Below are 21236 nucleotides of genomic sequence, written 5' to 3'. Positions count from 1 at the left end.
GCCTCGTGGGGTGACCGAATCCGTGGACGTCCCCATTATCGCCGTCGACGTTCCCGTGTATGCCCACCCGGGGGATGCCGGAGCAGATCTCGTCTCCACCGAGACGGTGCATCTCGAGCCCGGACAACGCGCACTTGTGGGCACCGGCGTTCGCATCGCCCTGCCCGAAGGCTTCGCCGCCTTCGTCGTCCCGCGCAGCGGCCTCGCCGCGAAGCACGGCATCACCGTGGTGAATTCTCCCGGAACGGTCGACGCCGGCTACCGCGGCGAGATCAAGGTCACCCTCCTGAACACCGACACGTCCGAGACGTACGACATCGCGCCCGGTGACCGCATCGCACAGGTGATCGTCATGCCGGTGACCCGCGCCCGCTTCATCCCCGTCGACACGCTGCCCGAGAGCGTTCGCGGCGAAGGTGGGTTCGGCTCGACCGGCTACCAGCAGACAGGAGTATCCGCATGAGCGACGACGCGAAGTCCGCGCCCGCCGACCGCGCCACAGCCGGACCGTTCGACGAGTCCGAGGCCAACCCGGTCCGTCCCTACATCGACCTCGGCGGCATCAAGGTGCTGCCCCGCGAGGGTCTCAACCTGCGCCTCGAGGTCGAGGAACAGACCAAGCGCATCGTGGCGGTCGGTCTGGATTACGCCGGGTCCACGCTGCAGGTGCAGCCGTTCGCGGCGCCCCGCTCGACGGGGCTGTGGGACGAGACACGCGAGCAGATCCGTCAGCAGGTGCGACAGCAGGGCGGCCGCGTCGAAGAGCGCGAGGGCCCCCTCGGGCCGGAGCTGCTCGCAGAGGTTCCCGTGATCGCGGGAGCTGACGGCAGCGGCAAGCGTCTCGCGCGATTCGTTGGCGTCGACGGTCCGCGCTGGTTCCTTCGCGGTGTCATCGGCGGGGCCGCCACCAACGACGTCGAGGCGGCCGCGCAGGTCGAGGATCTGTTCCGGTCGCTCGTGGTCGTGCGCGGCGGGTCGCCCATGCCGCCGCGCGACCTCATCCCGCTGAAGATGCCGGCGACCCCCGGCTCAGCGTGAACGGCGACGAGCGTCCCGAGGCGGCGACCGAGCGTCGCGACGACCTGACTCCGCCGGAGCCGGCGGGATCGACGTCGGGTGTGCTGGGCGCCGCCCTCGGCGAGGCCGCGCGCAGGGCGGGCTTCGATCCGGAGACGAACGCCTCGACCGGGGGAGTCGTCTGGCGGGCGATGGGCGGATTCCGCGGAATCGTCGAAGCCGTCCTGCCCGGTCTGGTCTTCATCGTGGTGTTCACGCTGACGACGGACCCCGAGACGCGCGAAGCGAACCTCTGGTTGTCGCTCGGACTCTCGGTCGGGGTCGCCGCCGTCTTCACGCTGCTCCGCCTGATCCAGCGGGGGCCTGCCGGGGCGGCTTTCGGCGGCCTCATCGCAACCGCCGTCGCCGCGGGCCTCGCGCTGTGGACAGGGCGCGGTCAGGACAACTTCATCCCCGGGCTGATCACCAACGCCGCGTACGGCACGGCCTTCCTCGTCTCTGCTCTCATCGGGTGGTCGCTCATCGGGCTCGCGGCGGGATTCCTGATGAACGAGGGAATCGCGTGGCGTCGCGATAAGCGCAAGCGTCGCGTCTACTTCTGGCTCGCGATCGCATGGGCGGCCCTGTTCTACCTGAGGCTCGCGGTGCAGCTGCCGCTGTACTTCGCTGACGAGGTCGCCGCCCTCGGAACCCTGAAGCTCGTCATGGGGCTTCCGTTGTTCGCCCCGCTCGCGGCTGTCACCTGGCTCGCCGTGCGGGCGCTCTATAAGAGGCCCGCCGAGTGATATATTTATCTTGACGTCAAGATAAATTTCCCCCGATCCGACTAAGGGTCGCCTCACTAGATCGACCGGTGCGGCGAGGGGATGATGGGACAGTGCGCGCAAGCGCGCGGCCCGCCGATGAAGGAGAGCAGACGTGTCCACTGTTGACAGCTTCGGAGCCAAGAGCACCCTGACGGTCGGCAGTACCGACTACGAGATCTTCCGGATCGCCACGGTCGAGGGTTACGACCGTCTTCCCTTCAGCCTCAAGGTGCTGCTCGAGAACCTCCTGCGCACCGAGGACGGCGCGAACGTGACGCGGGAGCAGATCCGTGCGCTGGGCTCGTGGGACGCATCGGCGGAGCCCGACACCGAGATCCAGTTCACGCCCGCCCGCGTCGTGATGCAGGACTTCACGGGCGTGCCCTGCATCGTCGACCTCGCCACCATGCGCGAGGCGGTGACCGCGCTCGGCGGTGACCCGAACCGCATCAACCCGCTCTCGCCCGCCGAGATGGTCATCGACCACTCGGTCATCGCCGACCTGTTCGGCAGCGAGAACGCCCTCGAGCGCAACGTCGAGATCGAGTACGAGCGCAACGGCGAGCGTTACCAGTTCCTCCGTTGGGGTCAGGGTGCATTCGACGACTTCAAGGTCGTCCCCCCGGGCACCGGCATCGTCCACCAGGTGAACATCGAGCACCTCGCGAAGGTCATCTACGACCGCAACGTCGACGGCGTGCTCCGCGCATACCCCGACACCTGCGTCGGCACCGACTCCCACACCACGATGGTCAACGGCCTCGGCGTCCTGGGCTGGGGCGTCGGCGGCATCGAGGCCGAGGCCGCGATGCTCGGTCAGCCCGTGTCGATGCTCATCCCGCGCGTCGTCGGTTTCAAGCTCACCGGCGAGATCCCCGCGGGCGTCACCGCGACCGACGTCGTGCTGACGATCACCGACATGTTGCGCAAGCACGGCGTGGTCGGCAAGTTCGTCGAGTTCTACGGCGCCGGCGTCGGGTCTGTCCCGCTCGCCAACCGCGCCACGATCGGCAACATGAGCCCGGAGTTCGGCTCGACCGCTGCGATGTTCCCCATCGACGACGTCACGCTCGACTACCTGCGTCTGACCGGCCGCGACGAGCAGACCGTCGCGCTCGTCGAGGCGTACGCGAAGGAGCAGTCGCTCTGGCACGACCCCGCGAACGAGCCGAGCTACAGCGAGTACATGGAGCTCGACCTCTCGACGGTCGTCCCCTCGATCGCCGGCCCGAAGCGTCCGCAGGACCGCATCCTCCTGTCGGAGTCGAAGGAGCAGTTCGCGAAGGACATCCTCAACTACGCGACCGCAGCCGACGAGCCCGTCGAGGTCGAGGGCACCTTCCCGGCGTCCGACCCGGGCACCGCTCCCGGTGTCGAGCACGAGACGCTTTCCGACGACACCGTCTCGCACCAGCACGACCACGCCCACGCGGGCCTGCTGTCCAGCGGCGCGCCGCACGCGGCGTCCAACCCCGTCAAGGTCACGCAGCCGTCGGGCGAGAGCTACATGCTCGACAACGGCGCCGTCACCCTCGCGGCGATCACCTCGTGCACCAACACCTCGAACCCGTCGGTCATGATCGCGGCGGGTCTGCTGGCGCGCAAGGCCTCGGAGCGCGGTCTCACGCGCAAGCCGTGGGTCAAGACGACGCTGGGACCGGGCTCGAAGGTCGTCACCGACTACTACGAGAAGTCGGGCCTCGACAAGGACCTCGAGAGCCTCGGCTTCTACACCGTCGGATACGGTTGCACGATCTGCATCGGAAACTCGGGCCCGCTGATCGAAGAGGTCTCGGCCGCGATCAACGACAACGACCTCGCGGTCACGGCAGTGCTCTCGGGCAACCGCAACTTCGAGGGCCGCATCAGCCCCGACGTCAAGATGAACTACCTCGCCTCGCCGCCCCTGGTCGTCGCGTACGCCCTGGCCGGGTCGATGAACTTCGACTTCGAGACCGACCCGCTCGGCAAGGACTCCGACGGCAACGACGTCTTCCTGAAGGACATCTGGCCCGCCCCGGACGAGGTCCAGGAGATCATCGACTCGTCGATCTCGCGCGAGCAGTTCATCAAGCAGTACGCCACCGTGTTCGACGGTGACGAGCGCTGGAAGAACCTGCCCACGCCGACCGGTCCGGTGTTCGAGTGGGACGAGAACTCGACCTACGTCCGCAAGGCGCCGTACTTCGACGGCATGCAGATGGAGCTGACCCCGGTCAGCGACATCACCGGTGCGCGCGTCATGGCCACGTTGGGCGACTCGGTCACGACCGACCACATCAGCCCGGCCGGAAACATCAAGGCCGGCACCCCCGCCGCGCAGTACCTCACCGAGCACGGTGTCGCGCAGAAGGACTTCAACTCCTACGGCTCGCGTCGAGGCAACCACGAGGTCATGATCCGCGGAACCTTTGCCAACATCCGCCTGAAGAACGAGCTCACGGCGGCGGTCAACGACGGCAAGGTCGTCGAGGGCGGCTACACGCGTGACTTCACCCAGGAGGGCGGCCCGCAGTCGTTCATCTACGACGCGAGCCAGAACTACCAGGCGCAGGGCACGCCGCTCGTCATCTTCGGCGGCAAGGAGTACGGCTCGGGATCGTCGCGTGACTGGGCCGCGAAGGGCACGAACCTGCTCGGCGTGAAGGCCGTCATCACGGAGAGCTTCGAGCGCATCCACCGCTCGAACCTGATCGGTATGGGCGTCGTGCCGCTGCAGTTCCCCGCTGGCGAGAGCTGGAAGTCGCTCGGACTCGACGGCACCGAGATCATCTCGATCACGGGTCTCGAGCAGCTGAACGAGGGCGTCACCCCCAAGACCGTCAAGGTCGTCGCCGAGCCGAGCGAGTTCTCGCCCGAGGGCAAGGAGACGGTCGAGTTCGACGCGGTCGTGCGCATCGACACCCCCGGTGAGGCGGACTACTACCGCAACGGCGGCATCCTGCAGTACGTGCTGCGCTCGCTCGTCTGAGACGCCGAGCTGCAGTAGTCCACGAGAGGCCGGAGCGTCCAGCTCCGGCCTCTCGTGCATCCTGCTCGTTAGACTTACCGGCACCGATGGAAGGAGGAGCGCGATGTCGCTGCTCTCCTCGATCTCGCACCCGCGCGATCTGGACGCCCTCTCGCTTCCGCAGCTCGAGGCTCTCGCGAGCGAGATCCGCTCGTTCCTCGTCGAGAACGTCGCGCGCAGCGGCGGGCACCTCGGCCCCAACCTCGGCGTCGTCGAGCTCACGCTCGCGATCCACCGGGTCTTCGACTCTCCCAACGATCCGGTGGTGTTCGACACCGGACACCAGTCCTACGTCCATAAGCTCGTGACCGGGCGGCAGGACTTCTCGCGGCTGCGCTCACGCGGCGGCCTGGCGGGGTACCCGCAGCGCAGTGAGAGCGAGCACGACGTCGTCGAGTCGTCGCACGCGTCGAGCTCGCTCAGCTGGGCGGACGGCATCTCGCGAGCCTTCGCCCGCACCGGTCGCACCGACCGGCACGTCGTCGCAGTCGTGGGCGACGGGTCGCTGACCGGCGGCATGACGTGGGAGGCGCTCAACAACATCTCCGACGACAACGATCGCAACCTGGTGATCGTCGTCAACGACAACGGTCGCTCGTACGCCCCCACGATCGGCGGGATGGCGCGCTTCCTGAACAAGGTGCGCACGACCGAGGGGTACCGGTCGCTCCACGAGGGTTCGGCGTCGCTGTTCGGCCGCCTCGGGCCGGCGGCGCGGGCCGTCTACCGCGGACTCCGCGGGGGTACTCACGGGTTCCTGTCCCGCTTCGTGAACAACGAGGCGCTGTACTCGAACCTCGACATCAAGTACCTCGGGCCCGTCGACGGGCACGATCTCGAGGCCATGATCGAGACGCTGCGGCTCGCGAAGTCGTACGGCGCGCCGGTCATCGTGCACGCGATCACCGAGAAGGGCCGCGGCTACGCGCCCGCGCGCCTCGATGAAGCGGATCAGTTCCACGCGGTCGGGAAGATCGACCCCGCGACGGGCCGGCCGGTCTCCTCGGGCAGCACGATCAGCTGGACCGACGTGTTCGCCGAAGAGCTCGTGTCGGCGGGGGAACGCCGCTCTGATGTCGTGGCGATCACCGCCGCGATGCTGCGTCCGACCGGACTTCTGCCGTTCGCGCAACGGTTCCCCGATCGCGTCCTCGACGTCGGCATCGCCGAGCAGCACGCCGTCGCGGCATCCGCCGGCCTCGCCTTCGGCGGCCTGCATCCGGTCGTCGCGATCTACGCCACGTTCATGAACCGCGCGTTCGACCAGATGATGATGGATGTCGCGCTGCACCGTGCCGGCGTGACATTCGTGCTCGACCGGGCCGGCGTCACCGGGCCCGACGGTCCCAGTCACCACGGTATCTGGGACCTCGCGATGCTCCAGCTCGTGCCCGGCGTCCGCATCGCCGCGCCCCGCGACGCCGAGCGTCTGCGCGAGGTGTTCCGCGAAGCGATCCAGATCGAAGACGCCCCCACGGTCGTCCGCTACCCGAAGGGCTCGGTCGGTGACGAGCTGCCGGCCGTGGAGCGTCTGGACGACGGGACCGACGTGCTGGTGCGGGGCGAGTCCGACGACGTGCTCATCGTCGGTATCGGTCCGATGGCGCGTCTCGGCGTCGATGTCGCCGAGCGCCTGCGAGCACAGGGAATCGGCGCGACCGTCATCGATCCGCGCTGGGTGGTGCCGGTCGCGCGCTCGGTCGTCGACCTCGCCGCCGAACACCGGCTCGTCATCACGATCGAGGACGGGATCCGTGTCGGCGGCATCGGCACCCGCATCCGCCAGGTGCTGCGCGAGGCCGGCATCGACACCGCCGTCGACGAGCTGGGGCTGCCCGACGAGTTCATCGACCACGCGGAGCGCGACGAGATCCTCGAAGACGCGGGCATCACGGCCGCGAAGATCGCGCACGACGTCGTCGCGCAGGTCCTCGGCACCCGCATCCCGATCGCTCGCCCCAGCGCGGACGCGGAGTCGGACTGGTCGGATTCCGCTGACGCACCGGACCGTGCGGAGGCCGCGGACGGCGAGCGTCAGTCTCGAGGCCGCTGACGTCGTCTCCGATCGGGGTCGATGATGCGGTAGCGCTCGTCGAGAGCGTCCTCGGTCGCGGCATCCGCATCCGACGCCGGCACACCGTCGCCGAATCCCTCGGAGTCGAGGCGCAGTGCTCGCCGCGCGGTGATGAACCATGCTCCTGCCAGCCCCATCGCGCTGAGAGGCACGTTGACGAGGAGAGCGATCGATCCCGCCCAGCCGTCGGCCGATCCGCCCATCAACGTGATGAGGGCGCCCGCCGTGGTGACGACGCCGACCAACGCGCCGTACGCCGCGAAAGCGATCAGGTGTACGCCGATACGCGGCGAACGTCGCAGGAAGCGGCCGAGCGCGTATGCGCCGGGCGAACCGATCACGACGGCGGGGACGGAGGCGATCACGATCATCACGGTGCCCACGACCAAGCTGAAGCCGCCCGTCACCACCGCCCACGAGACGATGAGCAGCAGCGTCGTCGCGCCCCACGCGCGGGCGGCGCCCGTCAGGAACTCGGCGCGGGTGAACGCGAGAGGTTCGGCATCCGTGCGCGGCGAGTCTCGACGGGACGCGAGCGGCGGTTCGGGGTCGGTGCCCGTCACGATCGTGTCTCCGCGATGAGGTCGAGGAGCTCCCGCAGCGGCCGTCGCAGCATCGGGAGGCGGACGAGCGGGAGCGCCATCGCGAGAAACGCCAAGCCCCTGTCGAGCAAGCGCCGCGTCTTCGCCTGGTCGTCGGACTGGTCGTATACCCAGTACATCGCAAGCAGCAGATGCGCGAGAACGAGCGCCCCGGGCAGCGCCTCGGCGATGTCCTTCGGGAGCTTGTGGTCGGCGCCGTCGACGGCGGTGCGGAACAGTTCCTCCACGATCGTGAGCGAGGCATCCGACTCGGGCGACAGCGGGTTGATCGACGAGCGGGGGGACACCGCGGCCGTCAGGAACTCGGGCGCATGGCCATGAGTCGGCGTCAACTGATCGAGGCCCGTGTGGAAGACGATCGCGAGTCGGGTCGTGAGGTCACGCTCGGACGCGAGTCGGGGGAGGGCGGCAGCTCGGTGCGCCTGCTGCACCTGGAGGTAGAACTCCTGCACGAGCTCGTTCTTCGACGCGAAGTGGTAGTTCGTCGTGCCGACCGAGACGCCGGCCTCCGAGGCGATATGACGGATGGTGGTCGCGTCGTAGCCACGCTCGCGGAACGAACGGAGCGCGGTCTCGACGATCAGGGCACGCGTGCGGTCTCGTTTCGATCCGGTCGGCGACGGTGTGCTGAACATGTTCAGACTCTACAGCGCGACTTCTCAGGCCGTCCGGCCCACGCTCGCGTGAAAGCATGGAGGGATGACCGGCGACAACCTCTCCCGTTCCGATGCTCAGCGGCGTGCAGCCGAGATCCGGCTCCACACCGTCGACGTTCTCCTCGATGTCCGCGACGCGCCGCGGGCCGACGAGACGACCTTCGGCACCCGCGCGGTCCTCTCGTTCGATGCGACCGTCGGGGGAGAGACCTGGGTCGACTTCCTCGGTTCGAGCGTCGACGCGGTCACCGTGAACGGAGAGAGCCGGCCCGTGGACTGGGACGGCGCCCGCATCCGCATCGACCGCCTCGCCGAACGGAACACGGTCTCGATCGAGGCACGCGGCCTCTACAGTCGCTCGGGCGAGGGCCTGCACCGTTTCGTCGACCCGGTCGACGGTGGCGTCTACCTGTACACGCAGTACGAACCGGCCGACGCCAGGCGTGTCTACCCGTGCTTCGAGCAGCCCGATCTGAAGGCGCGCTGGCGGATGCGGGTCGCGGCGCCGCGGGGGTGGCGGGTGCTGTCCAACGGTGCGGAGGCCGTCCGCCGCGACATCGACGGCGGCGTCGAGGTCGCCTTCGCCGAGACCCTCCCGATCTCCAGCTACATCACCGCCGTCGCCGCGGGGCCGTACCACCGCGTCGACGCCGTGTGGGACGGGCCGGAGGGGCCCGTCGAGCTGGGCGTGCTCTGCCGCGCCTCGCTTGCGCCTCACCTCGACGCTGAGGAAGTCATCGACATCACTCGCCGCGGGCTCGCATACTTCGGGGAGGCGTTCGGGCTCGGTTACCCGTGGGGCAAGTACGACCAGATCTTCGTTCCCGAGTACAACCTCGGCGCGATGGAGAACCCGGGGCTCGTCACTTTCACCGAGGCCTACGTCTTCCGCGGGGCGGCGACGTCGGCGCAGCGCGAGGCGCGCGCCAACACGATCCTCCACGAGATGGCGCACATGTGGTTCGGCGACCTCGTGACCATGCGCTGGTGGGACGACCTGTGGCTGAAGGAATCCTTCGCCGACTTCATGGGTTCGCACGCGTCGGTCGCGACCGGGCTCTATCCGGATGCCTGGGTGAGCTTCGCGAGCAGGCGCAAAGGCTGGGCGTACGAGCAGGACCAGCTGCCGACGACGCATCCGATCGTGGCCGACATCCCCGACCTGCAGGCCGCCAAGCTCAACTTCGACGGGATCACGTACGCCAAGGGAGCGTCCGTGCTCAAGCAGCTCGTCGCGTACGTGGGGGAGGAGGCGTTCTTCGCCGGTGCGCGTCAGTACTTCGCCGCCAACGCCTACGGGAACACCACGCTCGCTGATCTGCTGGACGCGCTCGAGCACACCTCCGGACGCGATCTGCGCGCGTGGAGCCGCGCTTGGCTCGAGACCACCGGGATGTCGGATCTGTCGGTCGAACGCGATGGGCCGGACGGCGTCACCGTCGTCCAGACAGATCCACGACCCCATCGCGTGACGATGGGACGCTACGTGGAGACGGAGGGGGCGCTGCGGCGCGAGGATGGAGTCGACCTCGATCTCGTCGACGCTCGGACGCCGCTGCCCGGGGATACCCGAAGCCTGATCATCCCGAACGACGACGACCGAACCTATGCGAAGGTCCGCCTCGACGAAGAGACGACGGCCGCGCTCGAGCGATCGCTGTCGACGATCGGCGACCCCCTCGCTCGGTCGGTCGCATGGGGTGCGCTCTGGAACGCGGTGCGCGACGGTCGTCTCGACGTCGCGCGCTACCTCGAGATCGTCAGAGTGCACGCTGCAGCCGACACCCACATCGGTCTGCTCGGCGACGCGGTCGCTCATGCCGACTACGCGATCGCCCACTACGCAGCGCCCGCGCAGCGGGAGACGCTCGCCGCGCGCTGGCTGGAAACCGTCTGGCAGTCCCTGCACGAAGCCCGCCCCGGCAGCGATGCGCAACTGGTGTGGGCACGTGCCCTGGGGGCCTCCGCCGCGGTGGATGCGGGGCGTGCGGCGTCGCTGCGCCAGCTGCTCGCCGGCGCGGGGCGAATCCCCGACGGTCTCGTTCTCGATGCCGACCTGCGGTGGAGCTGGCTCTTCGCGCTCGCCGCGACGGGCGAGGCCAGCCCCGCCGAGATCGACGCCGAGCTGATGCGAGACGACACCGCGAAGGGGAGACGAGCCCACCGCGCTGCCCGCGCGGCACTGCCGGAGGCGGCGGTGCGCGAGGCCGCCTGGGTCGAGGCCTGGACGGACGAGACCCTGTCGAACGACGAGCTCGACGCCACGATCGCGGGTGTCCGCGCCGGAGGGCGACGCGATCTCATCGCGGCCTTCGACGCGGACTACTTCTCGCGCATCGAACGGGTCTGGGCGACCCGCAGCATCGAGATCGCGCGGCGCCTCGTGCGCGGGCTGTTCCCCGCGGCGGATGACCTCACGGAAGCGACGGCGTGGCTCGACTCGCATCCCGAAGCGCCGGCCTCGTTGCGGCGCATCGTGATCGAGCAGCGCGACATCCTCGAGCGAGACCTTCGCGTGCAGAGCGCGCAGGGCGGCTTGCCGGCGTGACACGACGAGGACCCCGCGGCTTCGTGCCACGGGGTCCTCGTCGTGATGCGGCGCGAGGTGTCAGCGATTCGCGATCCCGCGGATGGGCGGGTGGTGGAACGTGTCGCCGAACGCGCGCTCCGACGCGCCCTCCCGATCGAGGTAGGGCGAGGCCCCGCCATCGATGAACGGCCAGCCGGCGCCCAGGATGAGGCACAGGTCGATGTCCTGCACCTCGGGGACGACGCCTTCGTCGAGCATGAGCTTGATCTCCTGTGCCAGGCCGTCCTGCACGCGCTGAAGGATCGTCTCGGCCGCGACCGGCGACGAACCCGTCGCCTTCTTCGCGATCTTCTCCGCGGCCTTGGTGAATCCGGTGACGCGCCCTCCCTTGTCCTTCTCGACGACCTCGGAGAGCTCCGCGAGCTGATGGAAGTTCTCGTTCGCGTAGAAGCGGTCGGGGAACGCCGAGGTCATCGTGTCCTGCACGTGTGCGGCGACCTTCCAGCCGACGAGGTCGATGAGCTGGAAGGGCCCCATCGGCAGCCCGAGCGGCGAGAATGCCTTCTCGACATCGGCGACCGGCGTGCCCTCGTAGACGGCGCGCGCCGCCTCGCCCATGACCTTCGCCAGCAGTCGGTTCACGACGAAGCCGGGCGCGTCGGCCGTCAGGACGGCGTTCTTTCCGAGCCCCTTCGCGACCACGAAGGCGGTCGACAGGGCAGCATCCGTCGTCTGCGGCGTCTTCACGACCTCGATCAGCGGCATGACCGCGACGGGGTTGAAGAAGTGGAAACCGACCAGACGCTCGGGGTGAGCGAGCTTCGCGCCGATCTCCGCCACCGACAGTGACGAGGTGTTCGTCGCGAGGATCGCGTCGTCGGCGATGATCTTCTCGATCTCGCCGAAGACCTGCTGCTTGACGCCGACCTCCTCGAAGACCGCCTCGATGACGAAGTCGCAGTCGGCGTACTCGCTCTTGTCGACGGTGCCGTGAACGAGCGAGCGGAGCTTGCCCGCCGTGTCGGAATCGATGCGGCCCTTCGCCTCGAGCTTGCCGATCTCCTCGCGGATGTAGGCGAGCCCCTTGTCGACGCGCGCCTGATCGAGGTCGGTGATGAGCACGGGCACCTGGAGCCTGCGGACGAAGAGCAGCGCGAACTGGCTGGCCATGAGGCCCGCACCGATGACGCCGACCTTCGTCACCTTCTTCGCCAGCGACTTGTCGGGAGCGCCGACGGGCCGCTTCGCGCGCTTCTGCACGAGGTCGAAGGCGTACATCGACGCGGCGAACTGGTCGCCCGAGATGAGCTCGGCGAGAGCGTCGTCCTCGCGGGCGAAGCCTTCTTCGCGCGATCCGCTACGGGCCTTCTCGAGCAGCTCGAGCGCCAGGTAGGGCGCCTTCGGCACGGTGCCGATCTTGGACTCGAGCATCCCGCGAGCGACCTTGACGGCGATCGGCCACTTCGTCAGGCGCTCGAGCTTGCCGGGCTCGTTCTTGCGCGTGACCGAGACGGCACCCGACAGTACGCGGTCAGCCCAGGCGAGGGAGTCCTCGAGGTAGCTCACCGCGGGGAAGATCGCGTCCATGATGCCCAGGTCGAACGCCTGCTGAGGCTTGAGCACGCGGTTCTGCTTGAGCGGATTGCTGATGACCACTTCGAGCGCGTTCTCGATGCCGATGAGGTTCGGCAGCAGGTAGGCGCCGCCCCAGCCCGGGATGAGACCGAGGAAGACCTCGGGCAGGGCGATGGCCGCCGCGGAGGCATCCACGGTCCGGTAGGTGCTGTTCAGCGCGATCTCGAGACCGCCGCCGAGGGCGAGGCCGTTCACGAAAGCGAAGGAGGGGACACCCAGCTGCGACAGGCGCCCGAGCACCTGGTGCCCGCGCTGCGCGACGAGCTTCGCGATCTCCTTCGAGGGCAACCGTGAGACATCGGAGAGGTCGGCTCCCGCGGCCAGGATGTACTGCTTGCCGGTGATGCCGACGGCGTCGATCTCGCCCGCTGCCGCACGCGCGGCGAGCGTATCGAGGACGCCGCCCAGCTCGGCGAGCGTCGCCGGACCGAGCGTGTTCGGTCGGGTGTGGTCGCGGCCGTTGTCGAGGGTGATGAGCGCGAGCGTGCGGCCCGAGGGGAGCCGGACATCACGCACGAGCGAGTGGGTGACGACCTCGTCGCCGGTCAGGGCGTCGAGAGGGGAGAAGTCGATGTCGTCGTAGGTCATGTCGGCGCGCCTCACTTCTTCGCGGTCTTCTTCTTGCCGGTGTAGTGCGGGTTCTCCCAGATCACGGAACCGCCCTGGCCGAGGCCGACGCACATGGCCGTCAGTCCGTAGCGGACGTCCGGACGCTCGGCGAACTGAGCGGCGAGCTGGATCATCAGACGCACACCGGATGCCGCCAGGGGGTGACCGACCGCGATGGCGCCGCCCCACGGGTTGACGCGCGGATCGTCGTCGTCGATGCCGAAGTGGTCGAGAAGCGACAGCACCTGCACCGCGAACGCCTCGTTGAGCTCGAACAGGCCGATGTCGTCGATCGTCAGGCCGGCCTTGGCGAGCGCCTTCTCGGTCGAGGGGATGGGGCCGATGCCCATCACCTCGGGCTGGACGCCGGCGAAGCCGAACGAGACCATCCGCATCTTCGGAGTGAGGCCGAGCTCCTTCACCGCGCGCGAGCCGGCGAGGAGGCTGATGGTCGCGCCGTCGGTGAGAGGTGAGGAGGTGCCCGCGGTGACGCGCCCGTGCGGGCGGAAGGGCGTCTTCAGCTGAGCGAGGCCCTCCATCGTGGTCTCGGGCCGGCGGCCCTCGTCCTCGGTCGCGAGGCCCCAGGCGCCGTCCGCGGACTTCACCGCGACGGGAACGAGATCAGGCTGCAGCTTGCCCGCCTCGTACGCGGCCTGAGCCTTATGCTGGCTGCGCATGCCGAACCGGTCGGCGCGCTCCTTCGTGAGGACCGGGAAGCGGTCGTGCAGCCGCTCGGCGGTGATACCCATGTTCAGGGCGTCTGCGCTGACGAGCTTCTCGGTGAGGAAGCGCGGGTTGGGATCGGTGTCGCCGCCGCCGAGGGGGTGGCGACCCATGTGCTCGACGCCGCCCGCGAGGGCGAGGTCGTACATGCCGATGCCGATCGACCCGGCCATCGTGGTGACGCTCGTCATCGCACCCGCGCACATGCGGTCGATCGCGAAGCCCGGCACGCTCTGCGGGAGGCCGGCGAGGATCGCTGCGGTGCGGCCGAGGGTCAGGCCCTGGTCGCCCTGCTGGGTCGTCGCGGCGATCGCCACGTCGTCGATCCGGTCGAGCGGCACATCGGGGTTGCGTTCGATCACGCCCCGGATCGCTTTGACGACGAGGTCGTCCGCTCGGGTGTTCCAGTACATGCCCTTCTCGCCGGCGCGCCCGAACGGGGTGCGCATGCCGTCGATGAAGTAGACGTCCGAGATCTCGGCCACTTTGCCTCCAGAAGATGGGATCCTCCCCAGCCTAGAGAGCCGCGGAGGCCGGGAAAATCGGTTGGGTCGAACCTACGAACCGGCCGAGGAAGGTGCGGCATCCCCGTTCACGGAATCCACAAAGGCTTGAGCGATCAGCTGTGCAGTCTGCTCAATCTGCCACGGCCGCGCGCCGAGCTCCGCGAGTGCCGTCCCGACCGTCTCCGCCGAGATCTCCGCGGGCGGTGCCCATGCCACGCGGCGCAGCAGCTCAGGAGTGAGCAGGTTCTCCGTCGGCATCGACAACTCCTCCGCGCGCTGCTCGACGAGCGGCTTGGCAGCCTTCAGGCGGGCGTCGGCGGGAGGGTTGCGGTCGACCCAGGCCCGCACGGGCGGCAGGCCGTCGCCCGGCAGCCGGTCCGGCGGCAGCGACTGCTCGGCCCGGCCGGCCTCGAAGGCCGCCCACCAGCGGTCGAGCTGCGAGCGGCTCGCGCGGCCCGTGAAGTCCTTGACCTTCGCCAGGTCCTGCTTCGTCTTGGGGTCGGCGGCGAGCGCCGCGACGAGCGCGCGGTCGGGGACGAGCCGACCGGGGGCGATGTCCTGCTCGCGGGCGTACTCCTCGCGCGCGGTCCACAGTGCTCGCGCCACCGCGAGCGCGCGGCGGCCCCGAATCGTGTGCAGGCCGCTGAGCCGGCGCCAGGGGTCTTCGCGCGGCGGCTTGACCGGCCGGTCGAGCACGGCTTGGAACTCCTGTGCGGCGAACTCGACCTTGCCCTGCGCCTCGAGCTCGCCTGCGAGCGCATCGCGCACGTCGATGAGGTGCTCCACGTCGAGGGCTGCATACTCGAGCCACGACTGCGGCAGCGGGCGCGTCGACCAATCGGCCGCCGAGTGCGCCTTGGCGAGGACGATGCCCAGGGTGTCCTCGACGACGGCGCCGAGCCCGACGCGGGCGTGCCCGAGCAGGCGTGCGGCGAGCTCGGTGTCGAAGATCGACGTCGGGTCGAGCCCGGCCTCGCGGAGCGAAGGCAGGTCCTGGCTCGCGGCATGCAGCACCCACTCGACGTCGCCGATGGCGGACTGGAGAGGGGCGAAGGTCGTGATCGCCGGGGGATCGAACAGGTGCACGCCGGCTCCGCGGCGGAAGACCTGGATGAGATAGGCCCGTTGCGAGTAGCGGAAGCCCGACGCTCGCTCGACGTCTACGGCGACGGGTCCGTCGCCGGCCGCGAGCAGCTGCGCGGCGCGTTCGAGTCCGGCGTCATCGGCGATGACGGTGTATTCAGCCACGGTTCCCCCGGCGTGCTCCGAAGACGGCGACGCCCTCCGACCCCGGAGGAAGGCCGGCCAGCATGCAGGTCAGTTCCGCCCAGGCGTCGATGTGGGCGGTGATGTCGCCGACGGGGGTCCACGAAGCGCGCAGTTCGATCTGCGCACCGTCGCCCTCGTCGGCGAGACTTCCGAAACCGCGCGAGAGCGTCTTCGTCGCGGTCCCCGAGATGGAGTGGAACGAGGCGCCGCGATGATCGAGCGCGTCGATGAGCCACGACCAGGCGACCTCGGCGAGAAGCGGATCGACGCCGATCTCGGGTTCGAGCGGCGCCTGGGCGAATGCGACGATGCGCCACGCCCCACCCCAGGCATCCGGCTCGTCGTCGTCGTGGAGGACGACGATGCGGCCGGTGCCGTAGGGGGAGTCGACGGCGTGATCCTCGGGTCGCACATCGCCCGCAAGCGCGAGGGCGTCGGGCGCGAGGCCGGTCGGGGCAGGGATCTCGCGGACCACGAGGTCGTCGCGGAAGGTCATCGCCAGCACCGCCTCGCGTGCGACGACGAATGCCGTCGCGTCGGCGGGAGGACGGGAATCGGCCACGTCGACAGACTAGAGTGAGGCCTCGATGATGGGTTCCAGGCGCGCCGGGGCTGCGGGCGCATCTCCCGCAGCAGCCACCGCCGCGAAGACGACGATCGCGGCATTGGCCGGAGCCCTCGGGATCTCGTTGGCCGCGCTCGGCACCGTTTCGATGCGCGTAGCCCGTAAGGTCGTGACGCCCGCCGGGCGGGTGCCCGACACGCGGCTGCTCGCGGTCGACGTCGCCGCGCAGACGCTCACCCTCTCGCGCACTCCCGACACCGAGCTGCCGGGGCGGTACGGACTGTTCACGACGGGCACCGCCTCGTACGTGAAGGTCGGTGCCGTGCTGGCGCTCGACGAGACGTCGGTCAAGCGCAAGCTGCTCACGCAGATCGGAACGGACGACCGGCTGTCAGCCGCCGCGGCATTCAGCGGGTGGTACTACTCCGATCCGGCAGAGCTGCACCTGCCCTACCACTCCGAGCTCGTCGGGTCTCCGCTCGGACCCTGCCCCGCATGGTTCTTCCCGGCCGCGGACGCGGCGGGGGAGCCGAGCGACACGTGGGTCATCCAGATTCACGGGCGCGGCACGACACGGGCCGAGACGCTGCGTGCGGTGCCGGTGTTCCACGCCGCCGGTGTGTCGTCCCTGCTGGTGTCGTACCGCAACGACGGCGAGGCGCCGCGCAGCCGATCGGGCACGTACATGCTCGGTGCAACCGAATGGCGCGATGTTGATGCCGCGATCGGAGCGGCCCGCCGCCGCGGCGCGCGCCGCATCTTCCTCATGGGGTGGTCGATGGGCGGCGCGATCGCCCTCCAGGTCGCCCTGAACTCGGCCCATCGCGACATCATCGCCGGAGTCTTGCTCGAGTCGCCGGCGATCGACTGGCGCATCGTGCTCGACTACCAGGCGCACCTGCTGCGCATCCCCGCCCCCGTCGCGAGCACCGCCGTGCGCGCGCTCGACAGCGCGTGGGGGTCGCGGGTCGTCGGGTTGAACACCCCGATCCCGTTCGACCGGCTCGATGTGGTCGCCCGTGCGGCCGAGCTTCGGCATCCGATCCTCATCCTGCACAGCGACGACGACGGCTTCGTCCCGGCGGACGCGTCGTATCAGCTGGCAGAGGCGCGTCCCGATCTGGTCGAGCTGGAGGTGTTCCGGACGGCCCGGCACACGAAGCTGTGGAACTACGATCCGGAGCGTTGGACCTCGGTCATCCGCGACTGGCTCGAGCGCCGACGCTCAGCCGCAGATAGCTGAAGCCCGCGGCATCCATCAGCGCACCCGCGACGGCGGTCGGCACCTCGTCCGCAACCGGCAGGACGGGATGCCGGACCGGTCCGATGCGCGGCGCGACCGTGAGGCAGATCTCGTCGGCCACGCCCGCGGCGATGAACTGCGCAGCAAGGGTCGGTCCGCCCTCGCAGACCACGCGCTCCCACCCGCGGGCCGACAGGACGGCGAGCACGTCGGCGGGGGACAGGTCGGGCCCGCTGCCGGCGGTGACAACGGTGACGCCGGCGGGCGCTTCGGGACGGGCGCCGTCGGGAACGACCAGGACGACCCGCCCCGCCTCGGCGTCGGTCAGGCGGTGGCCGTCGAGACGCCCCGACCGCGAGACGATGGCGAGGGCCGCCGTACGCGGAACGACATAGCCCTCCGCGCGGACGGTCTCCGCGCCCACGACGACGACGTCGGCGTCCCGGCGGATGATGCCGAGGATGCTGCGATCGGTCGGGCTCGTGATCGTCTCGCTCGTCCCGTCGCCGCCGGAGGCCGACCCGGTCAGGGTAGTGACCATGTTCACGCGGACGTATCCGCCGGGCGCTCGCCGGTAGCGCCCTGCGAGCCACACCCGTCCGGCATCCGTCGTGGAATCTGCGCTCTCGCCGGTTTCCGGAAGCATCTCGGTCACACGCACGGCGTCATCCTTTCACGCGGTTAGGGTTGATCCGTGACGAGCACATCCGCCGGAATCCTGCGCCTCAGCGACCGCCGTCCCGAGGTGAGCGGCACCGAGATGCTCGCCGCCCTGGTGCCGCCGCCGCAGTTCGACGAGGCGACGTTCGATTCGTACCGGGCCGACCCGCAGTACCCGTCGCAGCAGGAGGCGAAAGACCTCCTCGAGACCTTCGCCGGCGGTGGGGCGCCGGCCGCCCGCGGGGGACTGTTCCGCCGCGCGAAGAAGGCGCCCGAGACGAAGCCCGGGGTGTACCTCGACGGCGGCTTCGGCGTCGGCAAGACCCACCTGCTCGCCGCGATCTACCACGCGATGCCGGCACGCCGGAAGTACTTCGGCTCGTTCATCGAGTACACCGCCCTCGTGGGAGCCGTCGGGTACCAGAACACGGTGCAGCTGCTGCGCGGCGCCGACCTGCTGTGCATCGACGAGTTCGAGCTCGACGACCCGGGCGACACGATGGTGATGACCCGGCTCCTCGGCGAGCTCGTCGCATCGGGCACGCGCCTGGCGGCGACCTCGAACACGCCGCCCAACGCGCTCGGCGAGGGGCGTTTCGCCGCTCAGGACTTCCTGCGCGAGATCCACGCGATGTCGGCGAGCTTCCAGACCATCCGGATCGACGGCACCGACTACCGGCAGCGTGCCGTCGACGGGCACGCCGTCGCGCTCGCGCCCGAGAAATACGAGGCGGCGATCGCGGAAGCCGCGGCATCCGGTCTCGTCTCGGACGACCCCTTCGCCGACGTCATCGCGCACCTCGCGACCGTCCACCCGTCGCGTTACATCCGCCTCGTCGACGACATCTCCACGATCGGTCTGCGCGACGTCACGCAGTTGACCGATCAGTCGGCCGCCCTCCGCTTCGTCGCGTTCGTCGACCGCGCCTACGACGCGCAGATCCCGATCCGCGCCACGGGCCGGCCTCTCGACGAGGTCTTCGGCGACGAGATGCTCGGCGGCGGATACCGCAAGAAGTACCTGCGCGCCATCTCGCGCCTCGTGGCTCTCACCCACTCCTGAGCACCTGCGCAGGGCTCGCGCGGCGCCAGGAAACCTGATGTTTACCGGGGGAGCGCTCGCGTAACCGTCCGGAAACACGACTGCGCCGTCGGGGGAAACTGGGTGCCTCGACACTGAGGGGACCCGACGCTACACCTGCGTCCCTGCAGAGAGGTTCCCTTCGAGATGGATCAAGGCAACACCGCATTCATACTCATCGCGGCCGCATTCGTCCTGCTGATGACGCCAGGACTCGCATTCTTCTACGGCGGTCTCGTCAAGGCCAAGAGCGTCATCAGCATGATGATGATGAGCTTCGGCGCCCTCGGACTCATCGGCGTCCTCTGGGTGCTCTTCGGCTACGCCATCGCCTTCCCCGGCGCTGAGGGAACCGTCGCCCCGTGGTCGATCGACTGGAGCGCGATCGGTCTGAGCAGCCTGCTCGAGACCCCCGACGACGCCGCCTTCCCGCCCATGGCATTCGTGTGCTTCCAGGCCACCTTCGCGATCCTCACCGTCGCGCTCGTCTCCGGAGCGATCGCCGACCGTGCCAAGTTCGGCGCGTGGATGCTGTTCGCCGGTGTCTGGGCGACCGTGGTCTACTTCCCGGTCGCGAGCTGGGTCTTCAACTTCGGCCTCGCCGATGACGGCTCGTTCGAATACGGCGGCTGGATCACCAAGGGGCTGCAGGACGTCTTCGGTGTCGGAGCGATCGACTTCGCCGGTGGCACCGCGGTGCACATCAACGCCGGTGCTGCCGCTCTCGCCCTCGCTCTGGTCCTCGGCAAGCGCGTCGGCTTCCAGAAGGGCGTCCACGTTCCCCACAACCCGCCGTTCGTGCTCCTCGGCGCCGGTCTGCTGTGGTTCGGCTGGTTCGGCTTCAACGCGGGCTCCGAGCTCGCCGCCGACGGCACCGCCGCGCTCGCCTTCATCAACACGATCGCTGCTCCCGCCGCCGCTCTGCTGGCCTGGCTCCTCGTCGAGAAGATCAAGGACGGCAAGCCCACCTCCGTCGGCGCCGCATCGGGTGCGGTCGCGGGTCTCGTCGCCATCACCCCCGCGTGCGCCTCGGTCGACCCCATCTGGGCGATCGTGCTGGGCCTCATCGCCGGTGCCGCCTGCGCGCTGGCCATCGAGCTCAAGTACAAGCTCGGCTTCGACGACTCGCTCGACGTCGTGGGCATCCACCTCGTCGGCGGCCTCATCGGAACGCTCTACCTCGGCTTCTTCGCCAACGGCACGGGCCTGTTCATGGGCGGCGACGCCAGCCAGCTGATCGTCCAGGCGATCGCGGCCCTCGCCGTTCTCGTCTACTCCTTCGTGCTGGCCTTCATCATCGGGTTCGCGATCGAGAAGACGATCGGCTTCCGCGTGAAGAACGAGGACGAGATCGCCGGCATCGACACGGTCATGCACGGCGAGGTCGGGTACACCCTCTCCGACGCCAAGGTCTGATCAGGCCTCGGCTCTGACTCGGGCGGGGCATCGCGGATCACTCCGCGGTGCCCCGCCCTGTTTCTCGTGGGCGCTCGGTTGGCAGGCGCCGCCGCTTCGCGGGAGGTGAAGGGGCGCGAGCTGCCAGGTGAGGCGGAGGATGAGGCGGGGCGCGCCTCGCGGGCTGGGTAGGTTTGGGCGCATGGGTGTGCTTTCGCGTGTGTGGGATCTGCTGCGACCGCGTCGGACGGCGGGTGGCTCGGGTCGGCCGGCCACAGCGCGTCCGCGGTCGGCGACCGTCGCACCGGCTCGCCCGAGCAGGCCCTCCGCGCCGGGCGGCGGGGTCGCCGGCGCGGCATCCGTCGTCGAGGTCGCTCTCCCCGATGCCGTCGGCTTGCGGCTCGCCTACGAGCCGACGCCCGACGGGCAGCCCGATCCCGGCGAGATCGTCTGGGCGTGGGTTCCGTATGCGGAGGATGCCGCGCGCGGCAAGGATCGCCCGCTGCTCGTGCTCGCGCGCGCCGACGGCCGCCAGAGCTGGGCGATGAAGCTCACGAGCAAGCCGCACGACGGCGAGCGCGACCACATCCCGCTCGGGACGGGGGATTGGGACCGCGAGCGGCGCCCGTCGTGGCTCGACGTCGACCAGATCTACCTCGTCCCCGCGAGCGGGATCCGCCGCACCGCCGGAGCCCTCGACCGCACCACCTACGCTCGGGTCGCCCAATCGCTCTCGCAGCGCTACGGGTGGCGCACCGCCCGCTGACCTGCGCTAGTCCCGCGCCGAGAGTGCACCCTCTCGGCGAGAACGTACCGGGAACCATGCGCTCTCGCAGCGGCAGTGCGTCCTCGGTG

At 69.5% G+C, this 21236-nt stretch carries 17 protein-coding genes; 10 read left to right on the top strand and 7 right to left on the bottom strand.

Annotation, left to right across the window (positions count from 1 at the left end; translation table 11 throughout):
* Nucleotides 1-10: 10 nt before the first annotated feature.
* The 5 genes from dut to dxs all read left to right on the top strand — a co-directional run bounded on the left by dut (nucleotide 11) and on the right by dxs (nucleotide 6886).
* Nucleotides 11-463 (top strand): dUTP diphosphatase, encoded by a 453-nt coding sequence (dut, locus tag MTS1_RS03025; RefSeq protein WP_023951314.1) that lies wholly within the window; start codon nucleotides 11-13, stop codon nucleotides 461-463.
* Entirely contained in the window at nucleotides 460-1038 is a 579-nt protein-coding gene (locus MTS1_RS03020) for a DUF3710 domain-containing protein (protein WP_023951313.1), read from the top strand. The genes dut and MTS1_RS03020 overlap by 4 nt, the downstream gene beginning before the upstream one ends.
* The gene (locus MTS1_RS03015; protein ID WP_023951312.1) at nucleotides 1035-1802 is read left to right on the top strand and encodes a DUF3159 domain-containing protein; all 768 of its coding nucleotides are present in this window, start codon (nucleotides 1035-1037) and stop codon (nucleotides 1800-1802) included. The genes MTS1_RS03020 and MTS1_RS03015 overlap by 4 nt, the downstream gene beginning before the upstream one ends.
* A 133-nt stretch (nucleotides 1803-1935) precedes the next feature.
* Nucleotides 1936-4794: an aconitate hydratase gene (locus tag MTS1_RS03010; protein ID WP_023951310.1), complete on the top strand. Its 2859-nt coding sequence runs from the start codon at nucleotides 1936-1938 to the stop codon at nucleotides 4792-4794.
* A gap of 103 nt (nucleotides 4795-4897) precedes the next feature.
* Nucleotides 4898-6886 (top strand): 1-deoxy-D-xylulose-5-phosphate synthase, encoded by a 1989-nt coding sequence (gene dxs, locus MTS1_RS03005; protein ID WP_023951308.1) that lies wholly within the window; start codon nucleotides 4898-4900, stop codon nucleotides 6884-6886.
* Here the strand turns inward: dxs and MTS1_RS03000 are convergent.
* Nucleotides 6868-7470, bottom strand: coding sequence for a hypothetical protein (locus MTS1_RS03000; protein ID WP_023951306.1), 603 nt, complete (start codon nucleotides 7468-7470; stop codon nucleotides 6868-6870). The genes dxs and MTS1_RS03000 overlap by 19 nt on opposite strands.
* Nucleotides 7467-8144: a TetR/AcrR family transcriptional regulator gene (locus MTS1_RS02995; protein ID WP_023951304.1), complete on the bottom strand. Its 678-nt coding sequence runs from the start codon at nucleotides 8142-8144 to the stop codon at nucleotides 7467-7469. The genes MTS1_RS03000 and MTS1_RS02995 overlap by 4 nt, the downstream gene beginning before the upstream one ends.
* A 64-nt stretch (nucleotides 8145-8208) precedes the next feature.
* Between MTS1_RS02995 and pepN the strand changes: the two genes are divergently transcribed.
* Nucleotides 8209-10713 (top strand): aminopeptidase N, encoded by a 2505-nt coding sequence (gene pepN / locus MTS1_RS02990; protein WP_023951302.1) that lies wholly within the window; start codon nucleotides 8209-8211, stop codon nucleotides 10711-10713.
* A gap of 60 nt (nucleotides 10714-10773) precedes the next feature.
* Here the strand turns inward: pepN and MTS1_RS02985 are convergent, their stop codons facing one another.
* The 4 genes from MTS1_RS02985 to MTS1_RS02970 form a co-directional block, all read right to left on the bottom strand.
* Nucleotides 10774-12918 (bottom strand): 3-hydroxyacyl-CoA dehydrogenase NAD-binding domain-containing protein, encoded by a 2145-nt coding sequence (locus tag MTS1_RS02985; RefSeq protein ID WP_036304603.1) that lies wholly within the window; start codon nucleotides 12916-12918, stop codon nucleotides 10774-10776.
* Between the two features lie 11 nt (nucleotides 12919-12929).
* Entirely contained in the window at nucleotides 12930-14147 is a 1218-nt protein-coding gene (locus MTS1_RS02980) for a thiolase family protein (protein WP_023951298.1), read from the bottom strand.
* Nucleotides 14148-14219: 72 nt separating this feature from the next.
* Nucleotides 14220-15416, bottom strand: coding sequence for an HRDC domain-containing protein (locus MTS1_RS02975; RefSeq protein WP_023951297.1), 1197 nt, complete (start codon nucleotides 15414-15416; stop codon nucleotides 14220-14222).
* On the bottom strand, nucleotides 15409-15999 hold the full coding sequence (locus MTS1_RS02970) for a DUF3000 domain-containing protein (RefSeq protein WP_023951295.1): 591 nt from the start codon (nucleotides 15997-15999) through the stop codon (nucleotides 15409-15411). The genes MTS1_RS02975 and MTS1_RS02970 overlap by 8 nt, the downstream gene beginning before the upstream one ends.
* A 25-nt stretch (nucleotides 16000-16024) precedes the next feature.
* On the opposite strand from MTS1_RS02970, the gene MTS1_RS02965 reads away from it, so the two are divergent.
* Entirely contained in the window at nucleotides 16025-17245 is a 1221-nt protein-coding gene (locus tag MTS1_RS02965; RefSeq protein WP_036304602.1) for a S9 family peptidase, read from the top strand.
* On the opposite strand, the gene MTS1_RS02960 is transcribed toward MTS1_RS02965, so the two are convergent.
* Nucleotides 17199-17906, bottom strand: coding sequence for a dihydrofolate reductase family protein (locus MTS1_RS02960; RefSeq protein ID WP_023951289.1), 708 nt, complete (start codon nucleotides 17904-17906; stop codon nucleotides 17199-17201). The genes MTS1_RS02965 and MTS1_RS02960 overlap by 47 nt on opposite strands.
* Nucleotides 17907-17939: 33 nt before the next feature.
* Here MTS1_RS02960 and zapE point away from each other — a divergent pair, with 33 nt between their 5' ends.
* The 3 genes from zapE (at nucleotide 17940) to MTS1_RS02945 (ending at nucleotide 21147) form a co-directional block, all read left to right on the top strand.
* Nucleotides 17940-18968 carry a cell division protein ZapE gene (gene zapE, locus MTS1_RS02955; protein ID WP_023951286.1) on the top strand — a complete coding sequence of 343 codons (1029 nt, stop codon included), beginning with the start codon at nucleotides 17940-17942 and terminating at the stop codon, nucleotides 18966-18968.
* Nucleotides 18969-19133: 165 nt separating this feature from the next.
* On the top strand, nucleotides 19134-20402 hold the full coding sequence (locus MTS1_RS02950) for an ammonium transporter (protein ID WP_023951284.1): 1269 nt from the start codon (nucleotides 19134-19136) through the stop codon (nucleotides 20400-20402).
* Nucleotides 20403-20583: 181 nt separating this feature from the next.
* Nucleotides 20584-21147 carry a type II toxin-antitoxin system PemK/MazF family toxin gene (locus MTS1_RS02945; protein WP_023951282.1) on the top strand — a complete coding sequence of 188 codons (564 nt, stop codon included), beginning with the start codon at nucleotides 20584-20586 and terminating at the stop codon, nucleotides 21145-21147.
* Nucleotides 21148-21236: the final 89 nt, after the last annotated feature.

This window comes from Microbacterium sp. TS-1 (assembly GCF_000509385.1).
Lineage (GTDB): Bacteria > Actinomycetota > Actinomycetes > Actinomycetales > Microbacteriaceae > Microbacterium > Microbacterium arborescens.
The sequence above is the reverse complement of the archived record's forward strand: the minus strand, read 5'-3'. Positions and strand labels throughout refer to the sequence as shown.